At 48.0% G+C, this 13840-nt stretch carries 10 protein-coding genes; 6 read left to right on the forward strand and 4 right to left on the reverse strand.

The window, feature by feature from the left end:
• The first annotated feature begins 22 nt into the window (after positions 1–22).
• Positions 23–844, forward strand: coding sequence for an enoyl-ACP reductase FabI (locus GGU45_RS01305; protein WP_435221313.1), 822 nt, complete (start codon positions 23–25; stop codon positions 842–844).
• A gap of 302 nt (positions 845–1146) precedes the next feature.
• Here GGU45_RS01305 and GGU45_RS01310 read toward each other — a convergent pair whose 3' ends face one another.
• Positions 1147–2010: a fumarylacetoacetate hydrolase family protein gene (locus tag GGU45_RS01310; RefSeq protein ID WP_435221314.1), complete on the reverse strand. Its 864-nt coding sequence runs from the start codon at positions 2008–2010 to the stop codon at positions 1147–1149.
• Between the two features lie 13 nt (positions 2011–2023).
• Complete coding sequence (locus GGU45_RS01315) at positions 2024–2788, reverse strand: SDR family NAD(P)-dependent oxidoreductase (RefSeq protein WP_435221316.1); 765 nt, start codon at positions 2786–2788, stop codon at positions 2024–2026.
• 394 nt (positions 2789–3182) lie between these two features.
• Here GGU45_RS01315 and GGU45_RS01320 point away from each other — a divergent pair, with 394 nt between their 5' ends.
• Positions 3183–3794, forward strand: coding sequence for a helix-turn-helix domain-containing protein (locus GGU45_RS01320; RefSeq protein WP_435221318.1), 612 nt, complete (start codon positions 3183–3185; stop codon positions 3792–3794).
• Complete coding sequence (locus GGU45_RS01325; RefSeq protein ID WP_435221320.1) at positions 3791–4528, forward strand: DUF3307 domain-containing protein; 738 nt, start codon at positions 3791–3793, stop codon at positions 4526–4528. Before GGU45_RS01320 ends, GGU45_RS01325 begins: the two co-directional genes overlap by 4 nt.
• 9 nt (positions 4529–4537) lie before the next feature.
• Here the strand turns inward: GGU45_RS01325 and GGU45_RS01330 are convergent, their stop codons facing one another.
• Positions 4538–4918, reverse strand: a complete 381-nt coding sequence (locus GGU45_RS01330) for a rhodanese-like domain-containing protein (protein WP_435221322.1) — start codon at positions 4916–4918, stop codon at positions 4538–4540.
• A 232-nt stretch (positions 4919–5150) separates the two neighbouring features.
• Here GGU45_RS01330 and GGU45_RS01335 point away from each other — a divergent pair, with 232 nt between their 5' ends.
• Positions 5151–8996, forward strand: coding sequence for a TIM-barrel domain-containing protein (locus GGU45_RS01335; RefSeq protein WP_435221323.1), 3846 nt, complete (start codon positions 5151–5153; stop codon positions 8994–8996).
• Between the two features lie 10 nt (positions 8997–9006).
• Here the strand turns inward: GGU45_RS01335 and GGU45_RS01340 are convergent, their stop codons facing one another.
• Positions 9007–10083, reverse strand: a complete 1077-nt coding sequence (locus tag GGU45_RS01340; RefSeq protein WP_435221324.1) for a Gfo/Idh/MocA family oxidoreductase — start codon at positions 10081–10083, stop codon at positions 9007–9009.
• Positions 10084–10453: 370 nt separating this feature from the next.
• Here GGU45_RS01340 and amaB point away from each other — a divergent pair, with 370 nt between their 5' ends.
• Positions 10454–11977 carry an L-piperidine-6-carboxylate dehydrogenase gene (gene amaB, locus GGU45_RS01345; RefSeq protein WP_435221326.1) on the forward strand — a complete coding sequence of 508 codons (1524 nt, stop codon included), beginning with the start codon at positions 10454–10456 and terminating at the stop codon, positions 11975–11977.
• 142 nt (positions 11978–12119) lie between these two features.
• Complete coding sequence (locus GGU45_RS01350) at positions 12120–13790, forward strand: S8 family peptidase (protein WP_435221328.1); 1671 nt, start codon at positions 12120–12122, stop codon at positions 13788–13790.
• Positions 13791–13840: the final 50 nt, after the last annotated feature.

Here is a 13840-nt window from a genome sequence, read left to right on the forward strand (position 1 = left end):
TTACCGCTCATAATTCAACTGTATGGCATATAATCTTTTAAAAGGAAAAAAGGGAATCATCTTTGGCGCGCTGGACGAAAAATCCATCGCATGGAAAACCGCTCAGCAATGTTATAATGAAGGTGCAGAACTGGTATTGACCAATGCCCCCGTGGCACTGCGCATGGGCGAGATTAACAAACTGGCGGAAGCCTGCGGCAATGCACCGGTAATTGGAGCGGATGTTACCAATATGGATGACCTGAGGGCCCTGGTTGAAAAATCAATGGAACATTTTGGCGGCAAGATCGATTTTATCCTTCACTCCGTGGGTATGGGCCTGAACGTGCGTAAAGGAAAGGAATACACCGACCTTAACTACGACTGGAACCATAAGACCTTTGATATTTCCTCTATGAGCCTGCATCGTATTTTAAAGACGGCATGGGACCTGGATGCGCTCAATGAATACGGGAGTGTAATTGCCCTTACCTATATTGCGGCACAGCGCGTATTTCCCGACTATAGCGAGATGGCCGATGCCAAGGCCTTGCTGGAGAGCATTACCCGCACTTTTGGTTACTACTATGGAGTAAAGAAAAAAGTACGTATTAATACCATCTCCCAGTCGCCCACAAAAACAACGGCAGGCAGTGGCGTAAAAGGATTTGACAACTTTATCAGCTATGCTGAAAAAATGAGCCCCCTTGGCAATGCTCCCGCAGAAGCCTGTGCTGATTACATTTCTGTTTTATTCAGCGATCTTACCCGGTATGTAACCATGCAGAACCTGTTCCACGATGGTGGGTTTAGCTTTACAGGTGTTACGGAAGCGGTGCTGGAATCGATGACGGCAGAAATCTAAAATACCTCATGTAATGTAACGCCTGTCAGTCAGGCATTCAATAAAGAAGGAAGAGATCTCGTTTGCGCATAAAGGTTTCCGAACTGCAGACGAGATCTCTTTCATTACAGCTCCCGATAGCCATCAGGATTCAAACCGGACGTTCCCTGCTTGGTAAAATGATACCGGTTCAACAATCTGTAAACCATTAAGAAATCAAGAATAGTTAAAGCTTAATGCCCCTTCATTTCTTAATGGTTACAGCAAGAGCCAAACTCACTAAGATGCTTCTTAATTCCCTAATGGTTCCAAATAAAAAGGGGCTATGATCCTTTCTGATACGCTACAGCGGTTTGCTTTGACGTACCTAACCCTTCAATGCCCAATTCAATTACATCACCCGGCTTTAAGTACCAGGGTTCCGGCTTCTGACCCAGGCCCACGCCTGCAGGGGTTCCTGTAGAGATCACATCGCCGGGCAGCAAGGTCATAAACTGGCTCAGGTGGCTGATCACCTGTTGTATATTAAAAATAAAATCGGAGGTCGTAGAGTTTTGCATCATTGTGCCGTTCACCTTCAACCAAAGGTTCAGGTTATTGGGATTTTCAATTTCATCGGCGGTTGCCATAAAGGGTCCCAGCGGTGCAAACGTATCACAGCTCTTGCCTTTTACCCACTGGCCACCCCTTTCAATCTGGAATTCCCGTTCGCTGTAATCGTTATGCAATGCATAACCTGCTACATAATCCAGCGCATTTGCTTCATCTACATAAGATGTTTTTTTGCCTATCACCACCGCCAGCTCAACCTCCCAATCTGTCTTTACAGAATTCTTTGGTATCACCACATCATCAAAGGGGCCGCACAAAGCCGTGGTGGATTTAAAAAAAACGACCGGTTCCTTTGGAACAGGAGCATTAGTTTCCTTTGCATGCAATGCATAGTTTAACCCGATGCAGATAATTTTTGAAGGCCGTGCTACACAGCTTGCCCAGCGCTCATCTTCGCTTACCCTGGGCAAGCCTGCCGCATTCTGATCAACAAATTGCCGCAGTCGTTCCAGGCCGTTGTTTTCAAAAAATGCTTCGTTATAGTCTTCACCAAATGCAGATGTATCATAACGCACACCCTCAATAAGCACTCCTGTTTTCTCTTTGCCCGTTTGTCCGAATCGTATTAATTTCATATCTCTGTTATTGTTAATTATTTAATTTAATGAATCCCCCGTCAATCGGGTAATCGCAACCGGTAATAAACCCGGCTTCATCACTGCACAGGTATAAGATCAATGCAGCTATTTCCTCTGGTTTGGCCATACGGCCGATGGGTTGTGTTTTTGATAATTTTTCGAACATCTCTTTTTCCCGGCCCGGATAGTTTTTTGCAAGAAACCCATCAACAAAGGGCGTATGCACGCGTGCGGGAGAAACACAGTTGCACCGGATGCCATCGCCGATATAATCTTTGGCTACCGATAAGGTCATGGCCAGTACCGCCCCCTTGCTCATAGAGTAGGCAAAACGGTCGGGCAACCCAACACTGGAGGCGATGGAAGCCATATTAATAATAACGCCTCCGCCCTGCGCTTTCATCCGGGGAATGACGGCATACAAGGTATTATACACGCCTTTTACATTCACACTGTAAACCCGGTCAAAATCCGCTTCTGCAGTGGTATCGGCCTTCCCGATATGAGAGATACCCGCACTGTTTACCAATACATCGATCACCGGCAATTGCTCAAATGCCCGCACCACCTCTTCCTGGCGGGATACATCCAAAAAAATGGCTTCGGCCTTGCCGCCGGCGGCCTCAATTTCCCCGATCGTTTGCTGACCGGCCTCTTTATTAAAATCGGCCACGATTACCCGTGCTCCTGCTTTTGCAAACAAAAGGGCTACTGCCTTTCCAATGCCGCTTCCACCGCCCGTTACTACGGCGGTTTTATTGATTAGTTGAAACATAATTAAGTATATACGCTTAAAATTAAAATGGTGCGGCTAATTTACCACATAAATGATAAAAAAATAGTGTAAAAGGAGTATTACGTTGAATAAGCTGGTTTCTTTTTAATTTTAATGCGCGGCGTTGCCTGGAAGCTGTTTAAAAATAGATTTTTCTTAATGCAGTCCCCGCAGACCTGCGGGGAAATAATCGCCATAACCATTTGTTGCGGACTCCTTTACAATATAAACAGCTTCTTAAATCCATTAAACCGTCATTATACTAATAATTTTAGTATTTTTATGCTATCTGTCAGATCCATGCATACATTATAAGCAATATAACTAATCACTAAAAATATAAGCACTTAAGGTTATATTTTAATTTATAAGTAAATAAACTTATATTTGAATCATGATCGCTATTATTACAGGAGATATTATCCGTTCAGAAACAGCGGACCCCAAAGAATGGATGCCGTTATTGAAAGGTTTTTTAAGAAAGCAAGGCCGCAGGCCGGCAGACTGGGAGATCTACCGCGGTGATGCCTTTCAGTTAAAGCTGCCCCCAGCTGAAGCCCTCTTTAAAAGTATGCTTCTTAAAAGCAGGATCAAACAGCAGGCCCGCCTGGATGTGCGGCTCAGCATCGGGCTGGGCGATATATCCTATCAAACCGGGAAAATTACAGAAGCCAACGGAACGGCATTTGTAAGATCCGGACGGAAGTTTGACAGCATGAAGGAAGAAAAGACCACGCTTGCCCTGGCTACGGGTGATGAAAAGGCCGATACCGCGCTTAACCTCATGGCCCGTTTTGCGGCGCTCGTTATGGATAGCTGGAGCCCTTCCCTGGCGGAAACCGTACAATGGATCCTGGAAGAGCCCGGCTGGAACCAGCAACAGATCGCCGCAAAATTAAAGATCAACCAATCGGCCGTAAGCCAGAGCCGTAGACGGGCGCAATTGGATCTGCTGATGGATTTTAATCAATTTTATCAAAAAACAATAACCGCTCTTAACACATGATACTACTCATAAAACTGTTGCTGGCACATTTACTCGGTGATTTTGTGTTACAGCCCTCCCGCTGGGTTGCAGAAAAAGAACGGGATACTTATAAAAGTCCCCGGCTATACCTGCATGTGCTCATCCATTTTGTGCTGATCCTGCTCATTACGATGGATGCCCGGTATCTCGTCCCTGCATTAGTGATTGCAGGCAGTCATTTGCTGATTGACCTTGCAAAGCTCCGGCTTCAGACATCCAAAACCCGGAAAACATTTTTTGTACTGGACCAGGTGTTGCATCTGGCGGTAATTGGAGCCGTTGCCTGGTGGACGGAGCCCTTTGCAATACAGCTGAGCGCCCCACAGTTAAATGCCCTGCTGATCATCATAACCGGCCTGGTATTGCTGACCACACCGGTTTCCGTGATCATAAAACTGATCCTGTCCAAATGGACACCGGCAACAGAGATCAAAACAGATATTATTGAAACCCGGTCGCTCCAGCACGCCGGCATGATGATCGGTTATCTTGAGCGCATACTGGTGCTGATCTTTATCCTGAACCAGCAATGGGTGGCCATCGGGTTTCTGGTAACCGCTAAGTCTGTGTTTCGTTTCAGCGACCTAAAAGCAGGGCAAGACCGGAAGCTGACCGAATACATCCTGATTGGCACCCTGCTCAGTTTCGGCATTGCCATCGTTGCGGGTGTTGTTGTAAATAAACTGCTGCAATCAGGGATCAGCGGAATCTAAGCCTTGCTGCTACACCGTATCAAAGCCCGCATCCTTCCAGGCTTTCAGGCCGCCATCCAGATGTGCCACGTGATCATATCCCATTGTCTTCAGCGTTTGAACGGCCAGTGCAGACCTTCCACCGGAGGCACAATGAAGGATGATCCTTTTCGATTTATCAAATTCTGGCTTGTGATAAGGAAGGGTGGCATCCGCATAAAATTCGAGCATTCCCCGGGGCGCATGCACCGATCCGCCGATCCTGCCGTTTTGCTCCAGCTCCCCGCTTTCGCGAATATCAATAAGTACCGCATTACCGGATAAAAGTTCCTCCTGTACCTGTTCCGGGGTCAGGTTCTCGATCTGTTGCTTTGCCTCTTTAACAAGGTCCATGGCAGATTTAGCATCCATCGTATTACAGTTATTGAAATTTAAAAAAATAAAGTTACTTATAAAACACGCGCGTACCTATCCCCGAAAAAGGCGAGCAGGCCCAACTTAAAAAACCTTTACATACTATGCAATCGTTTGTACATCAATTATAATTTTCTCAATATCACTGTGCAATCGTTTTCATAAACCATTTTTTTACGGCAGGGGTTCATTACTTTTACAGGATCAATTTTAACATAATTCAGCAATAATGAACCGGGAGCCAGGAATTGCATCCTTCAGAAAAGGATTACTTACCATATTACTTGCCACAGCAACCATCTTTACCATTGCCGCACAAGCACCATCTTCAAAACCGGCGGCCGATACCCTGCAGATAACCGGTGCCGAAAAAGTTAATTCAACCACCGTAAAGCTCCGGTTCAGCAACCACCGGGAGCTGCTGCTGGACTTTTATGGCGAAAATATCTTCCGCATGTTTACAGATCCCGCGGGGGGAACGCTCCGCGTGCCGGAAGCAACACCGCCCGCATCGATTCTTACCGACCATCCCCGTAAATCGGTTTCCAAACTGAATATAAAAGATAATGGCAGGAAGATCATCATTTCGACCAATGCCATTACCGTGGCCTTCGACAAGCCTACAACACTTCTGGAAATCATCAATAGCAAAAGCAGGCAAACCGTGCTACAAACCCTTGCCCCGGTAGGATTCGACAAAAAAAACACATTCCTCAAACTGAAAGAAAACCCGGCTGAATATTTTTATGGCGGCGGTGTGCAAAATGGCCGTTTTTCTCATAAAGGAAAGATCATAGCCATCGAAAACCAGAACAGCTGGACCGATGGAGGAGTGGCCTCTCCTACCCCTTTCTACTGGTCTACCAATGGGTACGGTTTTATGTGGTACACCTTCAAAAAAGGAAAATATGATTTTGGGGCCAAGGAAAAAAACGTGGTAACCCTCTCGCATGAGACCAATTATCTTGATGTATTCTTTATGATTGACAAAGAGCCGGCGGCGTTGTTAAACGATTTTTACCAGCTTACCGGTCACCCGGTGCTGCTTCCCAAATTTGGCTTTTATGAAGGGCACCTCAACGCCTATAACCGCGACTATTGGAAAGCCGACACCGTAGGCGTTGTTTTTGAAGATGGCCAGCGCTACAAGGAAAGCCAGAAGGATAACGGCGGCATCAAAGAATCACTCAATGGAGAGAAAAACAATTACCAATTTTCTGCAAGAGCTGTGATCGACCGTTACAAGGCGCATGATCTGCCGTTGGGATGGATCCTTCCCAACGATGGATATGGCGCCGGCTATGGCCAAACAAGCACCCTGGACAGCAATATTCAGAACCTGAAAGCATTTGGAGACTATGCCCGTAAAAACGGCGTACAGATAGGGCTTTGGACACAATCGGACCTTCATCCCAAAGACAGTATTCCTGCATTGCTGCAGCGCGATATCGTTAAGGAAGTGGGCATTGCCGGTGTGCGGGTATTAAAAACCGATGTAGCCTGGGTAGGCCCGGGATATTCCTTTGGCCTGAATGGTGTTGCTGATGTAGGGCATATCATGCCGCAATACGGAAACAAGGCAAGACCTTTTATCATTTCATTAGACGGATGGGCCGGTACCCAGCGTTACGCCGGTGTATGGAGCGGTGACCAGACAGGCGGCCTGTGGGAGTATATCCGTTTCCACATTCCTACCTACCTGGGATCGGGACTTTCCGGACAGCCCAATATCACTTCGGATATGGATGGAATTTTTGGCGGCAGGAACCCCAAAGTAAACACCCGCGATTTTCAATGGAAGACCTTCACCCCTATGCAGCTCAACATGGACGGCTGGGGCGCCAATGAAAAATATCCCTATGCACTGGGCGAACCCATAACCTCCATCAACCGCACCTATCTTAAACTAAAATCGGAGTTACTGCCATATACCTATAGCATTGCCCAACAGGCGGTGAGCGGACTGCCCATGATGCGCGCACTGTTCCTCGATGATCCCAATACATTTACCCATGGCAAGGCCACACAATACCAGTACTTATACGGCCCCTGGTTCCTGGTGGCCCCTATTTACCAGGAAACAAAAGCCGATGAAAAAGGAAATGATATCCGTAACAATATTTACCTGCCTGCCGGCACCTGGATCGATTATTTTTCCGGCGATCTGTATAAAGGGAACCAGGTGCTGAACAATTTTGATGCGCCCCTCTGGAAGCTCCCGGTGTTTGTAAAAGCCGGCGCCATCATTCCCCTGACCAACCCGAATAATAATATTACACAGGTTGATAAAACAACCCGGATCTATGAGTTGTACCCTGCCGGCAATACCACATTTACCGAATATGACGATGATGGTTTTACCCAGGCCTACCTGTCGGGCGTTGGCACCACTACCCTCATCCGGTCGGCCGTGCAAAAAAATACGGCCACCATCACCATTCAACCAACAAAGGGCCATTATGACGGCTTTGTAAAAAATAAAACAACGGAATTCAGAATCAATGTAACCCAAAAACCGGCCGGCATTACCGCCGTAATGGGTGCTGCAAAAGTAAAACTGAAAGCAGCTCTTTCACCGGAAGATTTCCGGAAACAGGTCAATGTGTATTATTATGATGCCGCGCCTAACCTCAACCGTTTTGCCACCACCGGAAGCTCCTTTGCACAAACGGCCATAACCAAAAACCCGCAATTGCTGGTAAAACTGGCGGCTGCGGATATTACCACGCAGGCCATTACACTTACCGTAAACGGGTTTGTATTTGCCCCCCGCGAGCATTTACGCCAACAGCATGGCCGGCTCACTGCTCCATCGCAGGCACAGGTCATCGATAGCAACCGGCAGGCCTATACATTAATACCCAGCTGGAGGCGACAGGCCAATGCCGATTTTTATGAGATCCGCTTTAACGGGCAACTCTACACCACAATTAAAGATACCAGTCTGCTGTTTGACGGGCTAACACCCGAAACCAACTACGGTTTCCAATTGAGAGCTGTAAATAAAGACGGGCAATCGCCCTGGACAACGATTGCTGTTAAAACAAAAGTAAACCCGCTGGAGTTTGCTATTAAGGACATTATGGCCACATCATCGGCCCCCGGCCAGGAAGGAAGCGAAATCAGCGGGCTGGTTGACTTTGATGAAGGCAATCTCTGGCATACCAAATGGGGCACCAAAGCCGTACCCTTCGACATTGTGCTGGACCTGAGATCCGTAAACCAGCTGGATAAGATCCAGTACCTGCCGCGGACAAGGGGCAACGGCGTATTACTTAAGGGAACTATTGCTTATGGCACCAGCAAAACCGGCTGGACCAATGCCGGGTCATTTGAGTGGGCAAAGAACGGCGATACCAAGGAATTCCGTTTCAGTAATCACCCCACGGCACGCTATATCAAAATCTCTGTAACCGAGGCGGTGGGCGATTTTGGATCGGGACGTGAGCTCTATGTATTTAAAGTACCCGGATCTGAAAGCTATATTCCCGGTGATATTAACAATGACCACCGGATCGATGGAAATGATCTTACATCCTACATCAACTACACCGGGTTAAGAAGCGGCGATGGCGACTTTGAAGGTTATATCAGTAATGGCGACATTAACAAAAACGGGCTGATTGATGCCTATGATATTTCCAATGTAGCCACCCGTCTTGAAGGAGGCGCCGACCTGGCAACAGCAGACACGCTTAGGGGACGCATCGAAATTTCAACCGCAAAGAAAACATATAGTAAAGACGCGGTCATTGAGATTGTTGTAAAAGGCATCGACCTTAAAGCGGTGAATGCGCTGAGTTTTGCCCTGCCTTATAATACGCAGGACTATGAATTTGCAGGCATTACCCCTCTTCATATAAAACAGCTCGAAAACATGACCAACGACCGGCTGCACAGCAATGGTAAAAAAGCGCTGTATCCCACTTTTGTAAACGTTGGCGACCAGCCGGCGCTGGAGGGCACGCAGGAGCTCTTCATTATAAAACTAAAAGCAAAACGTAACCTGAATTTTGACCTGAAACCTGTTGACGGCATCCTGGTAGATAAGTGGCTGAATACGGCAGGTTTTTAAAGATGGGGGCCTACAGCTTTACTACCTGGCCGGTCTTTACGGACTCATCACAGGCAAAAGCAATCCGCAGGCTATTTACCGCATCGTTCATGTGATCGGTAAGATCCGTGTCATTCAGGATGGTATTATAAAAATAATGCTGCTGCCGGTTGCAGAGTTCCTGGTGATCCGGTTCATCGTGCAAATCAATCCATTCGTCTGCCCTGGTAAACCGGTCGTCCCCATCCACATCTGCATGGTGCAATAAAATAGATTCCGTTTTTGTATGCGCATCTATATTTGATGAGGCGCCGGCATTCCCGGCATTTTTAGCTACAATCGAAACAGCGCCTTTGGGGCCGATTACATCCTTTACAAAAAAAGCGGTCTCGCTGATCATAGGGCCCCACCCCGCCTCATACCACCCTACCGATCCGTCTTCAAAACGGATCTGCAGCTGGCCATAATTATAATTATCCGCCGGCACTTCTTCCGAAAGCCGGGCCCCTATGGCAGTTACCTGCACCGGTTTTGACCGGGTCATCTGGCACATTACATCAATATAATGTACGCCACAATCCACAATGGGGCTCATATTCGACAGGAACTTCTTATGCACCTGCCACGCATGACCACTGCTCTGCTGGTTCAGATTCATCCGCATTACCAGCGGCTTTCCCAGTCCGGAGGCCAGCTCAATAAACCTGATCCATGAGGGATGGTGTCTTAAAATATAGCCGATCACCAGTTTTTTATGATGCTTTTTTGCAGCTTCTACCACCCTTACAGCTCCGGCAACAGAATCGGCCAGCGGCTTTTCAATAAATACATGACAGCCGGCCTCCAATGCAGCAATCGCATAGTCTTCGTGACTGTCCTGGTAGGTGGCAATACACACCGCATCCGGTTGTGTTGCGGCCAGCGCCTCGTAGTAATCGGAAAAAAGCGGGTAGCCGGCGCCCAGCCGCTCGTTTAGTATTGCATTACTGTTACCCCGCGCCACCAATCCGCAGATTTTAAAAGCATCCATTTGGTGATAAGCCGCTGCATGGGAACTACCCATATTTCCGCAGCCCGCAACCAGCACCCTTATCCGTTTTTGATCCATATAACGCTATTTATTTTTTTATACCGGCCAATACTCCAAACTTACAGGAAATCAGCGATTTTTTTAAGATTTGAAAATCCGCACAGGCAGATTGAGCTTCAACACGTGGTTTAAGATTTAACCGCTAAGTAAGCAAGGAACCCGCAAAGGTCGCAAGCAGGGAGCCGGGGTAAAATTCCTTCGCGAACCTCGCGGAGGCCTTGCGCTCCTTGCGGTTTAAGACCTAACCGCTAAGTAAGCAAAGAACCCGCAAAGGTCGCAAGCAGGGGGCCGGGGTAAAATACTTTCACGAACCTCGCGGAGGCCTTGCGCTCCTTGCGGTTTAAACCTACGGTTTATTTTTCGTAAATTCCCGTTTCAAAGTACAGCTATGGATTTTTTAAAAACATTGGGGATTGAAAATGCAAACTGCGGTACCAGCACCGGCAGCACCTGGCTGGGACCAGCTGCCGGCGACCTGCAATCCAGCTCACCTGCAGATGGCACACTGATTGGAGCCTTGTCTTCCACCACACCCGCTCAATACGATCAGGTAGTAGAAAAAGCACAGGCAGCTTTCCTTGAATGGCGCAGCTGGCCTGCTCCGCGGCGGGGAGACCTGGTGCGGCAGATTGGCGAAGCATTACGGCAACATAAGAATGCGCTTGGCCGCCTCGTTTCCTATGAAATGGGAAAAAGCCTGCAGGAAGGCTGGGGCGAGGTACAGGAAATGATCGATATCTGCGATTTTGCAGTGGGGCTTAGCCGGCAGCTATACGGACTCACCATTCATAGCGAGCGGCCCGGTCATCGTATGTATGAGCAATACCACCCGCTGGGTATTGTCGGCATCATCTCGGCCTTTAACTTCCCCGTTGCTGTATGGAGCTGGAATGCCATGCTGGCCTGGGTATGCGGCAATGTCTGCATCTGGAAGCCCTCTGAAAAAACACCGCTTTGCGCCATTGCCTGCCAAAAAATCATATCACCAATATTGGAACAAAACAATGCTCCGGAAGGTATCTGCAATTTAATTTCAGGCAATGCTGCAGCGGGGGAATGGATGACGAAAGACCATCGTATCGCACTTGTTTCTGCCACCGGCTCCACCCGTATGGGCAAGGCTGTGGCCACGGCAGTAGCTGGCCGGCTGGGACGCTCGCTGCTGGAACTGGGCGGCAACAATGCCATCATTATTTCGCAGGATGCAGACCTCGATATTGCCATAATGGGTGCACTCTTTGGGGCTGTAGGAACCGCGGGGCAACGCTGTACCACCACCCGCCGGCTGATCATCCATGAAGCCGTTTATGAAACCGTAAAAGAAAAACTGAAACAGGCCTACCGCCAGCTCCGGATCGGCAACCCCCTGGACCCCGCCAACCACATGGGACCGCTGATCGACAAAGCCGCCGTTCAATCCTACCTGGATGCCATCGAAAAATGCCGGACCGAAGGCGGAACCTTCCTGGTGGAAGGAGGCATCCTGGAAGGCTCCGACTACAAAAGCGGATGCTATGTAACACCCTGTATTGCAGAAGTAAAAAGCAGTTATACTATAGTAAAAGAAGAGACCTTTGCACCCATCCTTTACCTGCTGAAGTACCGGACACTGGATGAAGCCATTAACATCCAGAACGCGGTGCCACAGGGATTATCCTCTTCCATTATGACGCTGAACCTGAGAGAAGCCGAGCAGTTCCTTTCCTGTGCGGGCAGCGATTGCGGCATCGCAAACGTAAACATCGGAACTTCGGGCGCCGAAATCGGGGGCGCTTTCGGGGGCGAAAAAGAAACCGGCGGCGGAAGGGAAAGCGGCAGTGACGCCTGGAAAAATTATATGCGAAGACAAACCAATACCATCAATTACAGCACGGCGCTTCCACTGGCCCAGGGCATCCGCTTTGACCTGTAATGATAAAGTTTACTTAAAGAAAAACGATGGTGCAACGCTTAAAATGCGGGTAACATCGTATAAAACAAGAGCTGTCTTTTAAGATAATCTTAAAAACAGATCCGCTAAATTTGCAGCTTTTGTACCACGAAATCCAAAGTACATGACGAAATTGTTAAGAAGAACCGGAATGGTCCTGCTGGGCAGCACCATGTTGATGACAGGATACGGTCAGTCGGATGTTCCAAAGGGATGGCATCTCAAAGACCTCAAAACAGATGGGTATTACGGCATTAGCCTGAACAAGGCTTATGATTTCCTGAAGTCAAAAAACAGGAAGAGCACCCCGGTTATAGCAGGAATCATTGATTCCGGCATTGATACCACCCATGAAGACCTCCGGCCGGTGCTCTGGATCAACAAGGATGAAATTCCCGGTAACGGCATTGATGATGACAAAAACGGCTATATCGATGATGTACATGGATGGAACTTTATTGGTGCCCGGGACGGGAAAACAAATGTAACAAAAGACTCCTATGAAGCCGCCCGGGTATACTGGAAATGGAAGAACAAATTTGAAGGGAAGGCAGAAAGCGAGATCTCTCAAACCGATCAGGAGTCCTACCAAACCTGGCTGCGCGCCAAGGAGGAAATTTTTAAACCCGATGAGAACGGGTCGGATGATCTGTTCCTTGAGACCGCGTTTAAAATGATGAAGATGGGCGACGAAATCATCCGGATCGATCTGAAAAAAGAAAAATATACCGTTAAAGATCTCGCCGGTTACCGCGCCGCCACCGCCAACGCCAGCCAGTTCAAAGCATTTCTGACCTCTATCAGCCAGGAGAACAACAGTGATGAAATTACCAATAAGGAGCTGCTGTCAGAAGTGGAGGGCGATGTAGAAAAAATGAATAATAAAAAACGGCCGCCACAGGCCTATCGCGATGAAGTGGTAAAAGATAATTATAACGACATCAACGACCGTTATTATGGGAATAATAACCTTACGGTAGATGACGAGTCGGCCATGCATGGCACCCATGTGGCGGGAATTGTGGGAGCCGCCCGGAACAATGACAAAGGAATGGACGGCGTAGCAGATAATGTGCAGATAATGGCAGTGCGGGCCGTACCCAATGGAGATGAGCACGACAAAGATATAGCCATTGCCATCCGCTATGCGGTCGACAATGGCGCGCGCGTCATTAATATGAGTTTTGGTAAGGGTTTTTCACCCGAAAAAAAATGGGTGGATGATGCCGTAAAATATGCAGTGGATAAAGGCGTGCTGCTGGTACATGCCGCCGGAAATGATAAGGAGAACAATGATACCACTTATAATTTTCCTTCTGCCTACTACATCGATAAAAGCCGGCCCGCCAGCTGGATCACTGTTGGCGCCAGCGGACCCGATGCAAAAAGCGGACTTGTAGCCAAGTTTTCCAATTATGGTAAAAAAGAAGTGGATGTTTTTGCACCCGGTGTATTGATTTACTCCTCGCTTCCGGGCGGAAACGTATATGGCAACCAGCAGGGCACCAGCATGGCAGCCCCGGTAGTTACAGGCCTGGCAGCGCTGATTATGAGCTATTACCCTGATCTGAGCGCGGTACAGGTAAAAGAGATCATCGAACGGTCTGTTGTAAAACCGGACGAAATGGTAACCAACCCTCAAACGCTGGCTGAAGTTCGGCTTGCAGATCTTTCTGTATCCGGGGGCATCGTTAATGCTTACGAAGCCGTTAAGTTAGCAGACACCTACAAGAGCACCGGTAATAATGCTTTAAAACCGGCTATAAAAAAGCCAGCCGCAAAAAAACGTAAATAAAGATTTTTTGTTATAGCAAGAGGCTGTTTCCATATATTTGGGCAGCCTCT

This window comes from Niabella hirudinis (assembly GCF_051201075.1).
GTDB classification, from domain to species: domain Bacteria; phylum Bacteroidota; class Bacteroidia; order Chitinophagales; family Chitinophagaceae; genus Niabella; species Niabella hirudinis.